This window comes from Gammaproteobacteria bacterium, assembly GCA_028819075.1.
Taxonomy (GTDB): domain Bacteria; phylum Gemmatimonadota; class Gemmatimonadetes; order Longimicrobiales; family Gaopeijiaceae; genus BD2-11.
This window is the reverse complement of the sequence record JAPPMM010000038.1, coordinates 42,570-61,449: the sequence shown is the minus strand read 5'-3', so window position 1 is coordinate 61,449 and position 18,880 is coordinate 42,570. Positions and strand designations below refer to the sequence as shown.

The window sequence follows — 18,880 nt, the reverse complement described above, 5'->3', positions numbered from 1 at the left end:
TCCTTAAGCGCGGAAGGCATGCCGGGCCACGTCCTTCAGGACCCGGCCGCCCCTGGGGCCGAGGGGCGTACCGGCACGTTAGCACACGGCGTTCGTCCGTGCGAGCCGACTGCGCGTGTGTGGGCTTCTCGCGTGGGCTCGCGCGCCCGCACGCGACTGAAAATGTCCGCGAGTCTTGCGGCGACGCGTCTTGTGACCGTACTGTCTATGCTGGTTAGCCGTCTCCTGCAACCTCGTCCTGCTCTCGGGCAGAACGACGGGAAGCTGGCGGCGGACGGCACCGGTCCGAGCAACCGGGTCTCATATCCGGAGTTGTCATGAGGCTACCCATCGCCAGTCTGATGGCGGTCGCCGGCTTCACCGCGGCAGTCGGGCATCAGTCGGGGCCGGTTGCGGAGCAGAACCCCGTGCCCGTCCCCCTTTCCTCAGCCGCCGAAGTCGCGCGGGACGTCTCCCCCGAAGACCTGACGGGCGTCGTGCGCATGTACTGTCAGGTGTGCCACAACGACGCGCTCCTGACCGGCAATCTCACCCTGGCCGCGTTCCACGTCGAGAACGCCCCGGAGTCCGCCGAGACCGCGGAGAAGATGATCCGCAAGCTGCGCGCGGGCATGATGCCTCCGCCCGGAATGCCGCGCCCCGCCGGCGACACCCTGGTCATGCTGGTCGAGACCCTCGAGCAGCTCATCGACGAAGCCGCCGCCGGCAACCCGACGCCGGGCAACCGCTCCTTCCAGCGCCTGAACCGGGCGGAGTACGCGGCATCCATCCGCGACCTGCTCGACCTCGAAATCGACGGCGGCGACTACCTGCCGCTCGACACCAAGAGCGCAAACTTCGACAACATCGCCGATGTCCAGATGCTCTCGCCGACCAACCTGGACGCTTACCTGCGGGCCGCGGACGAGATCAGCCGCCTGGCGGTCGGGATACCCGACGCTCCCAGCAACTCGGTGACCTATACGAATTCGGGCTACGCCTCGCAGTGGGATCGCGTGCCCGGCGCGCCCCGCGGCACCCGGGGGGGCGTCAGCGTGGTCCACAACTTCCCGGCGGACGGCGACTACACCTTCCAGCTCTGGTTCGAGCACACCACGACCGGCGAGATCACCGGCGGCGTGACTCCCGGCGAGCAGATCGAGATCTCCATCGACGGCGAGCCTCTTGCCCTGCTAGAGGTGGACCGCTGGATGCACGTCGCCGATCCCAACGGGATGAGCTTCACCACCGAGCCGTTCCATGTGACCGCGGGACCGCATCGGGTGAGCGCGGTCTTCCTTCGACAGACGGACGGACCCGTCGAGGACATCCTCTCGCCGCATGACTGGTCGCTCAGCGACCGCAAGATCGGGAGCGGCTCCGGCTACGGGATCACCGTGCTGGCCCACCTGAAGGACCTCGTCATTCTCGGTCCCGACAACCCGACCGGGATATCGGACACGCCCAGCCGGCGTGCCATCTTCAGTTGCATGCCTTCGTCGGCGGCCGATGCCCGCCCCTGCGCGCGCGAGATCGTCGAGAGGCTCGGCAGCAAGGCCTTCCGGCGCCCACTGGAGTCCTCCGAAGTCGCATCGCTGATGGCCTTCTACGACCTGAAGGCCGACGATGGCTTCGAGGACGGCGTTCGCACCGCGCTGCAGGCGATCCTGGCCAGCCCCGACTTCGTGTTCCGGGTGGAGGAAACGCCGGTGGGGGCGCGGGCGGGCGATCTGTATCCCATCTCCGACCTCGATCTGGCTTCGCGGCTGTCCTACTTCCTGTGGGGGACGCTTCCCGACGAGACCCTGGTAGACCTGGCCGACCGCGGCGAGCTCTCCGATCCGACCATGTTACGCGCACAGTTGACGCGCATGCTCGCCGATCCGCGCGCGGAGGCGCTCGGCTCGCGCTTCGCCGCCCAGTGGCTGCGGCTCGAGGACCTGGAGAAGGTCAATCCCGACCGCCTGCTCTTCCCGGACTACCATGAACAGCTCGGCAACGCCATGCTCGCCGAGACCGAGCTCTTCTTCAACAACATCGTCCAGGAGGACCGCAGCGCCCTGGAGCTCTTCACGGCGGACTACACGTTCGTGAACGAGCGGCTGGCCAGGCACTACGGCATCCCCGGCGTCGCCGGCGAAGCCTTCCAGCGGGTCCGGTACCCCGACGACAAGCGCCGCGGGCTGTTCGGACACGGGAGCATCCTCACGCTCACCTCCCACGCCAACCGTACCTCACCGGTGCTGCGCGGCAAGTGGGTGATGGAGGTCATGCTCGGCACGCCGCCGCCGCCACCGCCGCCCGGCGTACCGGATCTCGATCAGATCGAGAGCAGCGACGGTGGCCGCATGCTGACCACCCGCGAGCGCATGGAGCGTCACCGCGCGAGCCCGGTGTGCGCCGCCTGTCACCAGTTCATGGACCCGATCGGCCTGGCGCTGGACAACTACGACGTGACCGGCCGGTGGCGCATTCGCGAACACAGCATGCCGCTCGATACCCGCGGGACGCTCTGGGACGGCACGCCGGTGGAGAGCCCGTCGCAACTGCAGGAAGCGCTCCTGCAGCGGCCCATCCCCCTGATTCGCAATTTCACGGTGAACCTGATGGCATACGCGCTGGGCCGCCGCGTCGAGTACTACGACATGCCCGAGATCCGGGCGATCGTGGCGGCCGCCGAAGCCAACGACTACAGGATGTCGTCGTTCCTCACGGGCGTGATCGAGAGCGACGCCTTCCGCTATAGCCAGGTACCCGACGTCGTCGTCGAGGAGGCGTCGAGCAGATAGCCGCTGGTCGCAACACGCGAGCGACGGACGCCGGATGGTCCAGCCGCGGGTTGCGTGAGACGGATACAGGAGAAAAGAGTCGCTTCGCCGCCGACCGGCGAAGCACGAATCGCAGGACCGAGGGAGAAAACGATGAGACTGATCACCGGCAAGCACATTCCGCGCCGCATTTTCCTGAAGGGCATGGGCGCCACCGTGGCCCTGCCCATGCTCGACGCCATGATTCCGGCGGGTCTGGGTGGACGGGAGGCCGTCCGGGCCATGGATGCCACGCGCCTGATCGCGATGGAGATGTCGCACGGGGCGGCCGGCTGCACCACGTGGGGCGCGAAGCAGAACTTCTGGAGCCCCTCCGCGATCGGCCGCGACTTCGACCTCTCGCCCACCTCCCTGCGCACCCTGGAGCCGTGGCGCCGGTACCTCACCATCGTGAGCAACACCGACGTAAAGATGGCCGAAGCCTTCATCCCCGAGGAGATCGGCGGGGACCACTTCCGCTCTACGGCGACGTTCCTGACGCAGGCGCACGTCAAGCAGACCGAGGGATCGGATGTCTACGTGGGCGCTTCGCTGGACCAGATCTACGCGGACCGCTTCGGTCAGGACACGCCGATCCCCTCGATGCAGCTGTGCATCGAGAACATCAACCAGGCCGGGGGCTGCGCGTACGGCTACACCTGCGTGTACACCGACTCGCTGAGCTGGGCCTCTCCGACGGAACCCCTCCCGGTGATCCGCGACCCGCGCGTCGCCTTCGAGCAGCTGTTCGGGGCGGGATCGACGGCGGAGGAGCGGCTCGCGCGGCGCTCCACCAACCGCAGCATCCTGGACTGGATCGCGGAGCGGGTGGCCGAGATGCAGCAGACCCTCGGACCCGGCGACCGTCAGCGCATGGACCAGTATCTCGAGAACGTGCGCGAGATCGAGCGGCGCATCCAGATGGTCGAGGAGCGCAACACCAGCGGCGATCCGCGCGACATGCCGGAGGCGCCCGCCGGGGTGCCGGACTCCTTCAGCGAACACATGCAGATGATGTTCGACCTGCAGGTGCTGGCGTTCCAGACCGACATGACGCGTGTGTTCTCCTTCAAGCTTTCCCGCGACTCCTCGGCGCGCACCTTCCCGGAGAGTGGCGTCGACACCCCGTTCCACCCCGCTTCCCACCACGGAGACAGCGAGGAGGCGATCGCCGACTTCGCGGTGATCAACAACTACCACGTCAGCATGCTCCCGTACCTGCTGGAGAAGCTGCACAAGGTGGAGGAAGTCGACGGAACGCTGCTCGACAAGAGCATGATCATCTACGGCTCGCCCATGGGTGACCCGAACGTGCACAACCACCTGAGGGTGCCGTTCATCGTCCTGGGCGGCGCAAACGGCCAGATGGACGGCAACGTCCACCTGCACGCGCCCGAGGGCACGCCGCTGGCGAACGTCATGCTGACCCTGCTGCACAAGCTGGGACACACGGATCTCACCAGCTTCGGCGACAGCACGGGAGCCTTCAGCCTGGGCTACTCGGGCGGGCTGGCCGCCGACGCGGCGTCGTCGGGGTGAGGCGTCCGGTGAAGGACAGGATGCATGTGAACGCGTGGGTTCCGGCGGTGATGCTTGCCCTCCTGTGGGCGGCGCCACCGCCGGAGTCGCCGGTTGCCGATGCCGCGATGCGCGACGACATCGAGTCGGTGCGCTCGCTCCTAGAGGAAGGCGCCGAGGTCAACCTGGCGCAGAGCGACGGCATGACCGCGCTTCACTGGGCCGCCGAACTGGGCAACGCGGAGCTGGTCCGCCTGCTCGTCGACGCGGGGGCCGACCTCGAAGCCCCGACCCGCATCGGCGCCCTCACTCCGCTGCACATCGGCGCGGAACTGGGACAGAGCGGCAGCGTTCGCGCCCTGCTGGAAGCCGGCGCGAACGCGGGGTCGCGCAACGCCAATGGCACCACCCCCCTCCACTTCGCGGCCCTGTCCGGGAACGTGGAAACCCTGGAGGCGCTGGCCGACCACGGGGCCGATGTCAACGCCCGGGAGGCCAGGTGGGGCCAGACCCCGCTGATGTTCGCCGCCTCCCGCAACCGCGTGCCTGCGATCGACGCGTTGATCGACCGGGGAGCGGGCGTGGGCATCACCAGCAAGGTGGTCCTGTTCCAGGACCTCGCGGACCGGGAGAGGCTCACGGCCGCGGTGCGCGACTCCGTGCTCGAGATCTACCGTGCCAGGTCACCGGATCCGGAGACCTGGGCGCCGACGCTGGCCCAGACTCAGGAAGCGTTGCGGGCCGCGCGCGCCCATGAAGCCGTAGCGCCGGTCGAAGCGTCGGCGGTGGTGCGCATCGACTGGGATTCCGCGCAGACCGCCGGAAGAGCCCCGAGTTCACAGGAAAGGGCCGGCTACCACGGCGGTCTCACGGCTCTCCTGCACGCGGTGCGAGAGGGTCACCGGGAGGCGGCGTTCGCGCTTCTGAAGGGCGGGGCGGACATCAACCAGCCCAGTGGCGGCGACCTGAACACGCCCCTCAACAGCGCCATGATCAACGGGCACTACGACCTTGGCCTGGAGCTGCTGAAACGCGGAGCCGACCCCAATACCGCCAACTATCCGTCGGGCATCACGCCGCTCTACGCGGTCATCAACACCCGCTGGGCGTCCAAGTCCCGGTATCCCCAGCAGCGGGCCTTCGAACAGCAGGAGTCGAGTCACGTCGAGACCATGAGGGCCCTGCTGGAGGCGGGAGCCGATGTCAATGCCCGGCTCACCATGGACTACTGGTTCCTGGCGTACAACTTCGGCGGGATCGGTGTCAACACCTGGGGAGCCACGCCCTTCTGGCGGGCGGCGCACGGGCTCGATGTCCCCGCGATGAAGCTGCTGGTGGAATACGGGGCCGATCCCCACATGCCGACCAAGGCGCCGGCCGGGAATCTCTACGTCGGCCTTGAAATCCCGGAACCGGAGGCAGACCAGTCCGGTGTTCCCCCCATTCCTCCGGGCGGCCCCGGGACCTATCCGATTCACGCGGCGTCGGGGAACTCCGGCGAGGGTGCGGGGCGCGCCGGCAACTTCCACCGGCACGTTCCGGACGGATGGCTGCCTGCGCTGAAATACCTGGTCGAGGAACTGGGCGCCGACGTCACCCTTCGCGACCACCTCGGCTACGGAACCATCCACGGCGCGGCGGGCCGCGGCATGAACGACGTGATCCTCTATCTCGTCGAGCATGGCGCCGATCCCCTCATCGTGGGGCGGTCGGGACGCACGACCATCGACATGGCCAACGGTCCCGCGAATGGTTTGACGCCCTTCTACGACACGATCGACCTGCTCGACAGCATGGGCGTGATCAACAACCACCTCTGCGTGTTCTGCTGATTCTCGCGCGCGCGTGTTCGCGCGTAACGATTATGGACGGGCCCGTTCGTGAAACCATCCGCGAACGGGCCCGCTCTCGCATGAACCCCCAGGTCTGGTCATAAGTCCCCTTCCAACAGGCGCGCGCATGGCTGCTTCGTCTCCCGCCCCGACCCCCTCGCGCCGCCGGGCCATCGTGGCGGCGAGCGTGGGCAACGCGCTCGAGTGGTTCGACTGGACCGTCTACGCCACCTTCGCGATCTTCTTCAGCAGCCAGTTCTTCCCGCCGGGCAACGAGACCACCGCCCTGCTGGCCGCCTACGGCATATTCGCCGTGGGCTTCATCATGCGCCCGCTCGGCGGGTGGATCATCGGCGTTTTCGCGGATCGCCGGGGGCGCAAGGCCGCGCTCGTTCTGAGCATCCTGATGATGTCGGGCGGTTCGCTGGTCATCGGCCTTTCTCCAACGTTCGCCGCCGTGGGGATCGCCGCGCCCGTCATCCTGACCCTGGCGCGACTGGTGCAGGGACTGTCGCTGGGCGGACTCTACGCCTCGGCGACCACCCTGCTCGCCGAAATCGCGCCCGCCAGACGCCGCGGCTTCTACTCGAGCTTCGTGTTCTTCAGCCTGGCCGCCGGCATCCTGGTGGCCTCGGCGCTCGGCTGGGGGCTCACGACGGCCCTGACCGACGGAGCGATGAGCACGTGGGGTTGGCGCGTGCCCTTCATTCTGGGCGGCGTCGGCGGGCTGATCAGCCTCTGGATTCGCACTGCGGTTCCGGAGCCCGAGGCATCGCCGGCCGCATCGGGCAAGGACGTCGTGAAGCGCCCGCTGCATGTTCTCCTGCGCGAGCATCCGGTCGCCCTGCTGCGGATCGTGGGGTTCGCCACCCTGACCACCTTCGCCTTCTACATCTTCGTTCCGTACCTGCCCACATATGCGATCCGCGCGGTCGGCGCGGACGCATCGGTGGCCTTCGCGGCCAATACCGTGGGGCTCATCGTGTTCATGCTGGTGCAGCCGTTGTTCGGGGCCCTCTCCGACCGCATCGGGCGGAGGCCCCAGCTGATCTTCTTCGCCCTGGGCTATCTCGTCCTCTTCTATCCGCTCATGTCGGCGATCCGGCCGACCTTCACCTCGATTCTCCTGCTGGAGCTGTTCGGGCTCGTGCTCTATGCGATGTACTCCTCCATCGCCCCGGCGATCATGTCGGAACAGTTCCCGGCCAACGTGCGCGCCGTAGGCATCGGCATCCCCTACAACCTGACGGTGGCGCTGCTGGGCGGCCTTACGCCGTACCTGCTGACCTGGCTGCAGAGCATCGGCAGGGAGCAGTCGTTCTTTCTCGTGGTGCTCGCAGGCGCGGTGGTCTCGCTCGTGACCTTCGTGCAGATGCCCGAGAAGGTCGGTCAGCCCCTGGACTGACGCTTCGATCGCGCATGCCGGCAGCACAGCAACCAGCCCCGTCCGCCCCACCGCCGGAGCCGGAGCTTCCGCTGCATTTTCGCAGCGCCCCGGCGCTCGCCCATGCCATCCGCACAGGCGAGACGGACTCGCGCGCGCTCACCCGGCTGTTTCTCGACCGGATCGAACACGGCTCCGGGCTGAGGGCGTTCACGCACGTGGCCCAGGAGCGGGCCGAGGCGCTGGCGGAAGCGGCCGACCGTCTTCTCGGCGCAGGAATCGTGCTGGGACCGCTCCACGGCGTTCCAGTGGCGGTCAAGGACAGTCTCGCGTGGGAGGGGACGCCGCTCTCCGGAGGGTCACTGGCCCGTGCCGATTGCATCAGCGACCATACCAGCGCGGTGGTACGGCGGCTGATTGCGAGCGGCATGGTGGTCCTGGGGAAGACGGCCATGACCGAGTTCGCCTTCGGGCTCTCCGGCCAGAACCCGACCTGCGGGACCGCCCGCAATCCCTGGGACGCGTTGAATGATCGCGCGCCCGGGGGGTCGTCGAGCGGGTCGGGGGTGGCTGTGGCTGCGGGTCTGGCGCCGATCGCCATCGGGGGGGACACGGGGGGCTCGGTGCGCGCGCCGGCGCTCATGAACCACCTTGTCGGGTACAAGCCTTCCTCCGGCCTCATCAGCCGGGCCGGCTGCCTGCCGCTGAGTCCCACGCTGGATGTCCTGGGTCCCATCGCGCGCACGGTGGAGGATGCGCGCATCCTGACCGCCGTGCTCACGGGTCCGGACTCGGGCGACCCCGTCACGCTGACCGCGCAGCCGACTTCGATGCCTCCGGGCACATGCCGAGTGGCGGTGCTGGCCGAAGAGGCGTGGCCCATGCCGATGGACCCGGAGGCGATGGACCACTGGCGCCGGGCGCTGGGGCGCGTTGCCGGCGCCGGCTGGACGCTGGAAACCTGGTCTCCGCCTGCGATCCTCGATTTCGACCGTCTGGGACGAGACAACTCCACCGTCCTCGCCCATGAGGCCTACCAGCGCTACGGCGCCCTGGCCCGCGATGAGACGGCACCGCTTTGGAGCGTCATACGGGCGCGCATCCGGGCCGGCGCCGGCGTGGGCGACGCGGACTACGCCGCCGCGCTCGAGCGCAGGAAGGCGGTCGGGGCGCGCTTCGCCCGGGAGATGGCCTCCGTGGCCGGCCTGCTGATGCCGGGCTCGGATCAGAGCGCCCGGACCCTCGATCCCGAAGACGAGCGCCACGCGGGACTGGGCGCTTTCCTGCGCCCCGCCAACTTTCTCGGGGCAGCAGCCATCACTCTGCCCACCAGCCGCGACTCGGACGGAATGCCACTCGGCCTTCAACTGCTCACCCCCCATGGCACGGACTCGTCACTCCTGGCGGTCGCCGCCGGGCTGGAGCGCGCGATCGGCGCGGGACGGCCGGTTCCGGATCTCGGGCCCTGGGGGCTGACGTAGCTTGCAGCCGGACGGCGCGCCGCCTACCTGTAGCAGCCCGCGGATACTCATGACTGGAGGGTTCACACCATGCTCGCCATGATACTCACCGTTGCGCGCATCGCGCACAGACGCCTTGACCAACGGGCCCTCTTGCCCCTTCTCATCACGGTTGGTGCGATGCCGGCCGAGGCCCAGACGCCCGCACAGCCGAGCGGAATCGGGTGGGCCACCATCGAGGACCTGAACGCGGCGTTCGATTCCGGCGAGCTGACCGCGGAACGGCTAATCGAGATTAGCCTGGCGCGCATCGAGGCCTACGACCAGGCCGGCCCCGAGCTCCACTCCATGCTGTGGCTGAACGAGAACGCCCTCCAGCGGGCCCGGGAGCTCGATGAGGAGCGCAGGCGGAGCGGGCCACGGTCGCTGCTGCACGGCATCCCCGTGGCGCTCAAGGACAACGTCGACACGGGAGACATGCCCACCACCGGCGGGTCGGCGCTGCTGGCCGGCGCGATCCCGCCCGACGACGCCTTCATCGTGAAGAAGCTGCGCGACGCCGGGGCGATCATCCTCGCCAAGACCGCGCTGAGCGAACTCGCGTCGGGAGGCATCCTCAGCTCCGTGGGCAACTACTTCCCCAAGAACCCCCACGACCCCGCGCGCACGCCATCGGGATCATCGACCGGGGCCGGCATCGCCGTCGCCGCGTCGTTCGCCCAGCTGGGTGTCGGAACCGACACGGGCGGCTCCATCCGCGGACCCGCGACGGACAACGGCATCGTCGCGCTTCGCCCCTCGCACGGCCTGTTGAGCCACGACGGCGTCATTCCCCTTTCGATCACGCTCGACATGGCGGGCCCGATGGGCCGCCACGTGTACGATGTCGCGGCGATGCTCGGGGTCATGACCGGCATCGATCCGGCCGACCCGACGACGCGGAAGAGCGAAGGCCGGTTCGAGACCGACTACACGCAGTTCCTCGATGCGGGCGCGCTCGAGGGCGCCCGCATCGGGATCGCACGCGACTTCATGGGGGAGAACGACGGAGTCAACTGGGTCATCGAAGCGGCGCTCGGGACCATGCGCGCCCAGGGGGCGACGGTCGTCGACGTGCGCTTTCCGCCGTGGCTTCTGGCCGTCAAGGGTGACTGGTACTTTACGGTTCGCTACCCGGAGTTCCGCTCCCAGATCGAGGACTATCTCGCGACCCTCGGCCCCGAGTACCCGAAGACGCTGCGGGAGATGATGGAGCGGTCGGACAGGATCGTTGCGCTGATGCCGGACGGATCCCGCCCCAACCCGGTCCGCTGGAACATCTTCAGGGAGGAGGAGGCCAGCGGCGAGCTCACCGACTACGAGTACGTGGCGATGCGCGAGCACGGCTTCCCGATGGTCCAGGCGATCGTGCACGGAATGCTGGACGCCCAGGACCTGGATGCCATCGTCTACCCCCCATCGAACACGCCTCCGGCCCTGCGCTCCGCCGTCGACCACTTCGGCGGCATGGTGGGCACCAACATCGCGAGTCTCGCGGGGCTGCCCGACCTCATCGTGCCGGCGGGATTCACCCGAAGGGGTCTGCCCGTGGGGATTTCCTTCCTCGGCCGCGCCTTCAGCGAGTCTAGGCTGTTCGCCCTCGGCTACGCCTTCGAGCAGGCCGCGCGCGCGCGGCGGGACCCGCTCCACACGCCGCCTCTCCCGGGGGAGAATGTGCCGCGGCCGGCAGGCTCCGGCGGCAGTTGACGGAACACACAGGATGACGCCGGGCAGCTTGTGTCGGCCTTCCAACTCCGCTAGAATGCTGGATTTAAGTTCGTACGTGGTCCCGCGCTCATAAGGTCACTCCTGTCGACGTTCCGTCGATGCCCTCGGGGCCACTCGTTGTGAGGAGGTGCGGTATGAGTCGTCGCGGGTTCTTCGTTGGTCTCGGTCTGTTCGCTTTCCTCCTCCTCACAGCGACTCCCGCGCTGGCGCAGGGCGGCACCATCACCGGCACCGTCGTCCACGGCGAAACGCTTCGCCCCCTGGCCGGCGCGCAGGTCTCGATCCCCGAAACCGGAATCGGCGCCGTGGCGAACAGCCAGGGACGCTACCTCTTCCTCAACGTGCCGGTCGGCACGCACCCGCTTCAGGTCCAGATGATCGGGTACGGAACGCAGGAGACCACGGTCACGGTGGGATCCGGCGAGACTGCAACGGTGGACTTCCAGCTGGACATCGAAGCTCTCGGTCTGGACGAGATCGTCGTTACCGGCACCGTTGGCACCATTCAACGCCGAGCGGTCGCCAACGTGGTCGGAACAATGAACGCAGCCGAGGCGCTCGAGACCAGCGCGCCCGCGAACATTCAGCAGATGCTGACCGGACAGATCCCCGGGGTGTCCGTCCAGGTGGGCAGCGGCTCGGTCGGGTCCGGCAGCGGCATCATCATTCGTGGGCGCAGCACGGTGGCGCTCGGCACACAACCCCTGCTGTACATCGATGGGGTCCGCGCCAACGGAGGCGTCGTCGGCTTCGGTCCGTGGACCAGCGACGGCACTTCCCGCCTCAATGACCTCAACCCGGAGGAGATTGAGCGGATCGAGATCATCAAGGGGCCGGCGGCGGCCACCCTCTACGGTACGGAAGCCTCCGCCGGAGTGATCCAGGTCATCACAAAGAAAGGAATCCCGGGTCGCGCGACGGTCGAGGTCGTCGCCCGGCAGGGCGCCAACTGGTTCCACAATCCGGGCGGACGGCTCCCGACCAACTACGGGATCGCCTCGGACGGACGGACCATCATCTCCCAGCATCCCTACCAGGACGAGTCGGCGGCGGGACGCGACGTCTTCCGCACGGGAATGGTCCAGGGGTATGTGGTCAACGTCAGGGGTGGACGGGACAACCTCACGTACTACTTCTCGGGAGCCTTCGACGACGAGGAAGGCTACCTGCCCAACAACGACAAGACCCGGACGAACGTACGGGCGAATGTTCAGGCGGCTGTGACCGACGAGCTCGACATGGCTGTCGATCTCGGCGTCGTGCGCAGTCTCAGGCACACGGCGAGGGACATCGATTTCGGCCTGATCGCCACCCACCAGTTCGGTTCTCCCGTCACCCAGGACACGCCGCTACGGGGGTTCTCCAATGCTCCACCCGAAATCACGGCGCTGCGCGACTGGCAGGACCGGCTGAACCGGGGCACGGTCTCGACCACGATCAACCACCGCCCGACCGACTGGTTGAGCCAGAGAGTCGTCTGGGGACTGGACTTCACCGACTCCAGGCTCTCGACGTTCGTGCCCCGCATGCCGGACACCCACGAGGCGTCATACTTCGGCTTCCACGGTTCCGAGGGCGGGGGCCAGGGTGCGAAGGGTGTTGAAGAGAAACGCGATGTGAATCAGACCTTCGACTACAACCTGACGGCGTCGTTCGAGCCGTTCTCGGAGGTGACCGCGGCATCGTCGTTCGGGATACAGTATTTCACGCGCGAGTTCCGGGTGACCTCCGCGAGCGCCATCCAGATGCCGACACCGGCCGTGTCCACGGTCTCTTCCGGATCGGTGGCGACAGGCGGAGAGTCCTACGTCGCAAACAAGACCTTCGGGGTCTTCGGCCAGCAGACGGTGGGATGGCGCGAACAGCTGTTCCTTACCGCCGCGCTGCGCGCCGACGCCAACAGTGCCTTCGGTGAGTCCTTCAACGCCGCCTACTACCCGAAGCTGAGTGGAAGCTGGGTGATCAGCGACGCCGACTTCTTCAACCTGCCGGCCATCGAGACCCTTCGTCTGCGGGCCGCGTGGGGGAGGTCGGGGATGCAGCCGGACGCGTTCGCTGCGGTCCGGACCTATGTCCCCTCCGTGGGCCCGGGCAACGTGCCCACGGTCAGGCCCGGGGAAGTGGGCAATCCTGACCTCAAACCCGAGGTCGGGTCGGAGCTGGAGGTGGGGTTTGATGCCAGCCTTCTCCGCGACCACGTCAACCTCGAGGTGACACACTACCGGCAGACAACGAACGACGCGATCCTGATCGCGGCGTCGGCGCCGTCGGGCGGCTTCTCCAGCAGCCGCTTCGTCAACGCGGGCAGGGTGGAGAACAACGGCTGGGAGCTGGCGCTCACCGCGCGCCCCATCCAGACGCGGGCGTTGGGCTTCAGCCTGACCGGCACCGTCTCCCACAACACGAACCTGCTCGCGGATAACGGCGGGCTCCCGCCGCTCCAGATCGACCGGCGAGGCCGCTTCCAGCACATCGAGGGTTGGCCGCTCGGCGCAAACTGGAGCCGGCATGTCGCTTCCGCGCAGTGGGGTGGACCCCAGGGCCGCAATCTGGTCAACATCATGTGCCATGGGGGACCGCCGGGTGTCTTCAACATGGACGAGTCCGAGATCGGCCAGCACCCGCCCGTCCCCTGCGGAAACGCTCCCTACTTCTTCACCGCCCAGGCTGGACCCGGCTGGCTGGGCAGCCTCTCCTCGCAGTTGACGCTCGGCGACAACCTGACGCTCAATGCGCTGTTCACCTGGTACGCGGACCGGACCAGGTTCAGCACGACGCAATGGAAGCGGGACAACTCGTTCGGGAACTCCCTCCAGGGTGCCCAGGCTCGCATCGGCGAACTCGATCCGATCCTGGCGGCCTCCTTCCTGACGGCCGGAGTGGAGTGGCCGCACCACCAGCGGGAAGATCACATCCGCCTGCGCGATGTCTCTCTCAGCTACAGCCTGCCGACCAGCCTGGTCGAGGGCTTCGGCATGTCGCGGGCGACCCTGACCGTGACCGGGCGCAACCTCTGGACCCCGTACGTGCACGAGAGCTTCACCGATCTGGACCCGGAGGCGAAACATGCGCGAGACCGGGAGTACGGGTGGCAGCTCAATCCCCCACCCCTGCCACACTCCGTCATCACCACGCTGAGGGTGAGGTTCTGATGACTCGCTGTCAGCCGAGTGACCGAGCACGAAATTGTTTCCTGCCAGCGCTGCTGGTGGGCGAAAGAGGGGGTCGCATGCGCAATCGATTTCAATACCATCGCGGTTATCACCTGAGCGTTGGCGGGTTGACGCTGGTTCTGACGCTGTCATTCCTCGGGTGTGACAACCTTCTGGAGGTGGAACTCCCCGGGGCTACAACTGCCGAAGCACTGGATGATCCGGGGTTCGCCACCCTGTTAACCACCAGCGTGCAGGGCGAGTTCGAATGTGCGTACTCGAGCTTCGTCTGGGGCACGTCCCATTTGGGAGGGGAGATCATCGGCGGGTTTGTAGAGGCGGGAGGCGCCGAGTGGCTGCAGCGCAACATCACGCCCGCGAGCAGCGACTATGTCGGGAGCGGCTGCGGCGGCACCGGTGTGTACGCGCCGATGGCGACGGCCCGCGCACTTGCGGACGACGTGATCGGGAGGCTCCAGTCCTGGACGGACCAGGAGGTGGCGGGCCGAGGCGAGCTGCTCGCGAAGGCCAACCTGTACGCGGGGTTCAACTACGTCATCTTCGGCGACGCAATGTGCACCGCGGCCTTCGACAACGGCCCTGAGCTGCAGCCGGCGGCCATGTTCGAACTGGCGAGAGACCGCTTCAGCGAGGCCACCTCTGCGGGCGACGCCGAGATCAGGAATGCCGCCTACGTCGGGCTCGCCCGGGCCAATCTCTCGCTGGGAGACAATCAAGCGGCGCTCTCCGCAGCCGAGCAGGTCTCGCCCGGCTTCAGCTACGACGTGACCCGCTCGTCCGCCAACAACGCGCGCCGGAACATCATCTACCTGAACAACAACCAGAATCGCCGGATTTCCGTCGACCCGCACTACTGGGACGTGACCTGGATGGGGGTGCCCGATCCGAGGGTGGACGTCGCGAACACGGGCGGCAAGACAACCGACGGCGTGACGGACCTGTGGCTCCAGACCAAGTACGGTTCGGATTCCGCGCCCTATCGGCTCGCGAGCCATGTGGAGGCCCAGTTGATCATCGCCGAGGTCGCGGGAGGCCAGAGGGCCGTTGATATCATCAACGAGCTGCATGCCGCGGCGGGCATCCCACCCTTCGAGGGCGGTTCGGAGGCCGAGATCCGGGCCCAGGTCATCGAGGAGCGGCGGCGCGAGTTCTTCCTTGAAGGGAAGAGGTTCGGCGACCTGCGCCGCTACGGCGGGTTTGACGAGTGGACCAAGGGCACGCATCCGTTCACCCCCATCACATATGGGGGCAACGAGTGCATGCCCCTGCCCAATGTGGAGCGATTCAACAATCCCAGCCTCTCGGGCTGAAACGGTTGGAATGAGACGCGCCCCGCGGGCCCCCCGAAACCGGGTGCCGGTGGGGGCGCGCCTTTCCTGAGCGATCTGCAGAATGCTGCTCGCAAGAGACTTCCCGATCCGAAAGTACGTCTGCGTGGCTGCCGTCCAGGTCCTCTGTTCGGGATGCTTCGGCTATGTCACGGCGGAACGCGGGACCGTGCCGCCTGGCGAGAGAGTGCGTGTACACTTGACGCAGGAAGGGCCTGACGACCTGGCGGAGTTCGCTCCCGGCCTAACGATGGACGGCACGCTCGTTCGGGCCGACAGCGACCAGCTCATCCTGCGCGTCTCGGTCGTGGACCAGACGGTGGGAATCATGACCAGATCCCTGGGGCAGGACCTGACGATCCCGGCCAGCCGCATCGCCCGGCTGGAGCAGCGCGAGCTCGACCGCAGGCGAACCTGGCTGACCGCCGGGGTCGGCGCCGCCGTCGTCGCCGCAATGCTTACGAGCTTCGGCGAAGGCGTCCCGAACCCCGAACTTCCACCTGTGGAGGAGGATCCGGCCGGATTCACAGCTTGGAGAGCGGCGATCTCTCTGTTCAAGATTCCGGCCCGCTAGCACGGAAACCTATGACCAACCAGGAGGCACGTCCGGCGGCTCGCGCTTCCTCGCCTTCCTCGCGTTCGAGTTGTGGCTTGGGGGTAGGCGCCATGTTGATCTGCGCGACGGCGGCCAGCGCCCAGGAGCCTCCGTCCGGTTGGGAAGAGATGGTCGCCTCCGAGGAAGCCATCGTTCAGGTCTCACCTCACATCGAGCGTCTCGGCCACTCGATCCTGAACCTCCACCTCCCCGATGAGTCCACACGGACGGTGTTCGGAGACGTCGTTGAGGTCGTGGATCTCGTTTCGGTCGAGCCCCGAAGCGGAAATGCGCTCGGCGTGGTCGGGCGGAGTTCCCACGATCCCGCGGCGAGTAACGTTTCCCGACGGGATCTGGCTCTCTGGCGGCCGCTCCTGGATCACATTGAGTACTTCGACCACGCCAGGTTCCAGGTGATTCGCGGTCAGCTGTCGGAGGACGATCCGGGACGCCTCGAGACCGACCTGGGCTTCGAAGCCCTGGCACGCGTCCCGGACGGCCGGCTCTGGTTGCGCGGCGACCTGACGGTCACATGGACGGCCGGGGCTCCGCTGGAAGAGGATGGGCCGCCCACATGGAGCATCGTGGAGTGGCGAACCGGAGAGCTGCGGACGATGGCGGCCGACCAGCTCCTCTTCGAAGAAATCCTGGATCAGGTCCTGGAGCCCGAAGCGCTCGGCTCGGCCCGGCGCTCGATACACGAGGAGTTCGTCCTCGAGTACCTGCTCGATCCGGACGGCTTCCAGCGTCCCACGCCCTATTTCGATGTGCAGTCGGCGGATCGTCATCCGGGGGTTGCGGTCACTGATGTGAACGGAGACGGCTTCGATGACGTGTACGTCATGGCACGCTGGGGTCCGAACCAGTTCTTCCAGAACCAGGGTGACGGAACCTTCGAGGAAGTCGCCGCACGAATCGGCCTCGACGTGTCCCATTTCACTTCCTCGGCGCTGTTCGCCGACTTCGACAACGACGGCGACCAGGACGTCTTTCTCGGCCGGACGCTGCAGCCGAGCGTCTACCTGGTGAACGAGGGCGGCCGTTTCGTCGATCGTTCGCTCGACCTGCTCGACGATCCGCTGCCGGCACTCGTCTCGTCGGTCTCCGCCGTCGACTACGACAGCGACGGCCTGCTCGACCTCTACGTCTCCACCTTCGCCGCCGCCCTGCATCCGATCGAGACGATGGCGTTCCTCGACCAGCCGGATGGACAGCGTCTGTGGGCGCTTGCGACCGGCGGCGATAATCACGTCATCAAGAACAAGTTCGGGCCGCCCAACGTCCTCCTGCGCAACCGGGGCGGTGGCCGGTTCGCGCGCGTGGACGACACGACGCTCAGCCTTTTCAGGAACACATACCAGTCCACCTGGGCCGACTACGACAATGACGGCGACATGGACGTGTACGTGGTGAACGACTTCGCGCCCAACAACCTCTACCGCAACGACGGCGGGGGCGGCTTCACGGACGTCACGGCGGCGACCGGAACGGCCGACCTCGGCTTCGGCATGGGGGCATCGTGGGGAGACTATGACGCCGACGGCCTGCAGGATCTCTATGTGACGAACATGCACAGCAAGGCGGGCCTGCGGATCGCCGCCCGGTTGAACGACGTCGACGGTAACTTCAGGCGAATGGCCCGTGGCAATACGCTGTTCCGAAACCGGATGGACGGGTTTGAGCAGGTCTCCAGCCTCAAGCGGCCCGGGCTGCCGGTCGAGGCCGCGGGTTGGGGATGGGGAAGCCAGTTTCTCGACCTGGACAACGACTCGGATCTCGACATCCATGCTCTGAGCGGGTTCTATACCGCTCCGTCGGCGGTCGAGCTGCCGGTGGACATATGAACGGACTACTGGCGCGCAGTTGTGCGCTCGGACGAACATCCCGGGGCGCTTCAGCTCGAAACCGACCTCTATTCGAGAGCGTCGGAGCGGCTCCAGTCGGGAGCATCGTTCAGCGGACACGAGCGCAATCACGTGTTTCTCAACCGGAACGGCGACGACTACGTCGAGGTCTCCGGCATCTCCGGTCTGGATCATCCCGGAGACAGCAGGGCGTTCGCCGTTCTCGACTTCGATCGAGACGGGTGGCAGGACCTAGCGGTGGTCAACGCGAACGCACCGCTGTTCCAGCTCTTCCGGAATCGGATGGGCGAGCGGGGTGATGCGGGCCGGATGGTGGCGATTCGCTTCGAGGGGGGAAACCGGTTTGCCTTCCCGGCCAGCGAGTGGAGCAGCCGGGATGCGTACGGAGCCCGCGTAATCCTGGAGGTCGAAGGCCGCGAACTGCTTCGCGAGCATCGCGCGGGCGAGGGTCTCGCCGCGCAGAACTCGGCGACGCTGCACGTCGGAATCGGTGACGCGGAAGAGGTGACCAGGCTCGAAGTACGCTGGCCGTCAGGGCGGCGGTCCGACGCCACGGCCGTCCCCGCGGGGACGCTGGTCACCGCCTACGAGGATCCTTCGGCTTCGCCCACGGGGGCTCCGTTCGTCCTGACGCCATACCGGGTACGCGGCCAGCAGCCCGCGGTTACCGCATCCGTGGAGCCCATCGTCACCACCAGTTCCGCGAACGCGTCGATCCGGGCCGCGCAGGACGTCCTTCCGGGCGAGCGCGCCCGTCTCATCCTCTATACGACCGTGGCCACATGGTGCGCCCCGTGCCTCGCCGAGCTTCCGAGCCTCGACCTACTGAGAACCTCCTTCACAAGCGCGGAGTTGGAGATCTTCGGGGTGCCCTACGACCCGGAAGAGTCGCCGGAGGTCCTGGCCGCCTGGTCGGCGCGATACGAGCCACCATATCGCATCCTCTCCGAGCTGAAACCCGGGCAGCGCAATGCGGTGATTCAGGGCGCACTTGAGGCCTTGCGCATCGACGGGCTCCCCGCAGCCGTCGTCACCGATTCGGAGGGTGAGGTGCTCCTCGTGCGCTGGGGACCGCCGTCGGTCTCGGAACTGCGCGTCCTGCTCGAGAATCAGGAGCACGGCAAGTGATCAGAGGCGCGGCGTCCTGTTGGTTCGAGCAGGTTCGGGGGAAG

General features: G+C 67.3%; 11 protein-coding genes. All 11 read left to right on the top strand.

The window, feature by feature from the left end; all coding sequences use genetic code 11:
- Positions 1 to 317 precede the first annotated feature (317 nt).
- The 11 genes from OXU32_08720 to OXU32_08670 all read left to right on the top strand — a co-directional run bounded on the left by OXU32_08720 (position 318) and on the right by OXU32_08670 (position 18,836).
- Positions 318 to 2,768 (top strand): DUF1592 domain-containing protein, encoded by a 2,451-nt coding sequence (locus tag OXU32_08720; GenBank protein ID MDE0074030.1) that lies wholly within the window; start codon positions 318 to 320, stop codon positions 2,766 to 2,768.
- Between the two features lie 132 nt (positions 2,769 to 2,900).
- Complete coding sequence (locus OXU32_08715; GenBank protein ID MDE0074029.1) at positions 2,901 to 4,325, top strand: DUF1552 domain-containing protein; 1,425 nt, start codon at positions 2,901 to 2,903, stop codon at positions 4,323 to 4,325.
- Between the two features lie 8 nt (positions 4,326 to 4,333).
- Positions 4,334 to 6,136, top strand: coding sequence for an ankyrin repeat domain-containing protein (locus OXU32_08710; protein MDE0074028.1), 1,803 nt, complete (start codon positions 4,334 to 4,336; stop codon positions 6,134 to 6,136).
- Between the two features lie 127 nt (positions 6,137 to 6,263).
- On the top strand, positions 6,264 to 7,541 hold the full coding sequence (locus OXU32_08705) for an MFS transporter (protein MDE0074027.1): 1,278 nt from the start codon (positions 6,264 to 6,266) through the stop codon (positions 7,539 to 7,541).
- Between the two features lie 14 nt (positions 7,542 to 7,555).
- Positions 7,556 to 9,001, top strand: a complete 1,446-nt coding sequence (locus tag OXU32_08700) for an amidase (protein ID MDE0074026.1) — start codon at positions 7,556 to 7,558, stop codon at positions 8,999 to 9,001.
- 69 nt (positions 9,002 to 9,070) lie between these two features.
- Positions 9,071 to 10,726, top strand: a complete 1,656-nt coding sequence (locus OXU32_08695; GenBank protein MDE0074025.1) for an amidase family protein — start codon at positions 9,071 to 9,073, stop codon at positions 10,724 to 10,726.
- A gap of 155 nt (positions 10,727 to 10,881) precedes the next feature.
- A complete protein-coding gene (locus tag OXU32_08690; GenBank protein MDE0074024.1) occupies positions 10,882 to 13,899 on the top strand; it encodes a TonB-dependent receptor in 3,018 nt (1,005 codons plus the stop codon).
- 77 nt (positions 13,900 to 13,976) lie between these two features.
- On the top strand, positions 13,977 to 15,230 hold the full coding sequence (locus OXU32_08685; GenBank protein ID MDE0074023.1) for a RagB/SusD family nutrient uptake outer membrane protein: 1,254 nt from the start codon (positions 13,977 to 13,979) through the stop codon (positions 15,228 to 15,230).
- An 82-nt stretch (positions 15,231 to 15,312) separates the two neighbouring features.
- A complete protein-coding gene (locus OXU32_08680; GenBank protein ID MDE0074022.1) occupies positions 15,313 to 15,822 on the top strand; it encodes a hypothetical protein in 510 nt (169 codons plus the stop codon).
- A gap of 92 nt (positions 15,823 to 15,914) precedes the next feature.
- A complete protein-coding gene (locus tag OXU32_08675) occupies positions 15,915 to 17,687 on the top strand; it encodes a VCBS repeat-containing protein (protein MDE0074021.1) in 1,773 nt (590 codons plus the stop codon).
- Positions 17,688 to 17,708: 21 nt separating this feature from the next.
- Positions 17,709 to 18,836, top strand: coding sequence for an ASPIC/UnbV domain-containing protein (locus OXU32_08670; GenBank protein MDE0074020.1), 1,128 nt, complete (start codon positions 17,709 to 17,711; stop codon positions 18,834 to 18,836).
- The last annotated feature ends 44 nt before the right edge of the window (positions 18,837 to 18,880 follow it).

Coding starts and splice junctions, on each gene's coding strand:
- OXU32_08720 (MDE0074030.1), top strand. CDS start 318: ATGAGGCTACCCATCGCCAGTCTGATGGCGGTCGCCGGCTTCACCGCG.
- OXU32_08715 (MDE0074029.1), top strand. CDS start 2,901: ATGAGACTGATCACCGGCAAGCACATTCCGCGCCGCATTTTCCTGAAG.
- OXU32_08705 (MDE0074027.1), top strand. CDS start 6,264: ATGGCTGCTTCGTCTCCCGCCCCGACCCCCTCGCGCCGCCGGGCCATC.
- OXU32_08700 (MDE0074026.1), top strand. CDS start 7,556: ATGCCGGCAGCACAGCAACCAGCCCCGTCCGCCCCACCGCCGGAGCCG.
- OXU32_08695 (MDE0074025.1), top strand. CDS start 9,071: ATGCTCGCCATGATACTCACCGTTGCGCGCATCGCGCACAGACGCCTT.
- OXU32_08690 (MDE0074024.1), top strand. CDS start 10,882: ATGAGTCGTCGCGGGTTCTTCGTTGGTCTCGGTCTGTTCGCTTTCCTC.
- OXU32_08685 (MDE0074023.1), top strand. CDS start 13,977: ATGCGCAATCGATTTCAATACCATCGCGGTTATCACCTGAGCGTTGGC.
- OXU32_08680 (MDE0074022.1), top strand. CDS start 15,313: ATGCTGCTCGCAAGAGACTTCCCGATCCGAAAGTACGTCTGCGTGGCT.
- OXU32_08675 (MDE0074021.1), top strand. CDS start 15,915: ATGTTGATCTGCGCGACGGCGGCCAGCGCCCAGGAGCCTCCGTCCGGT.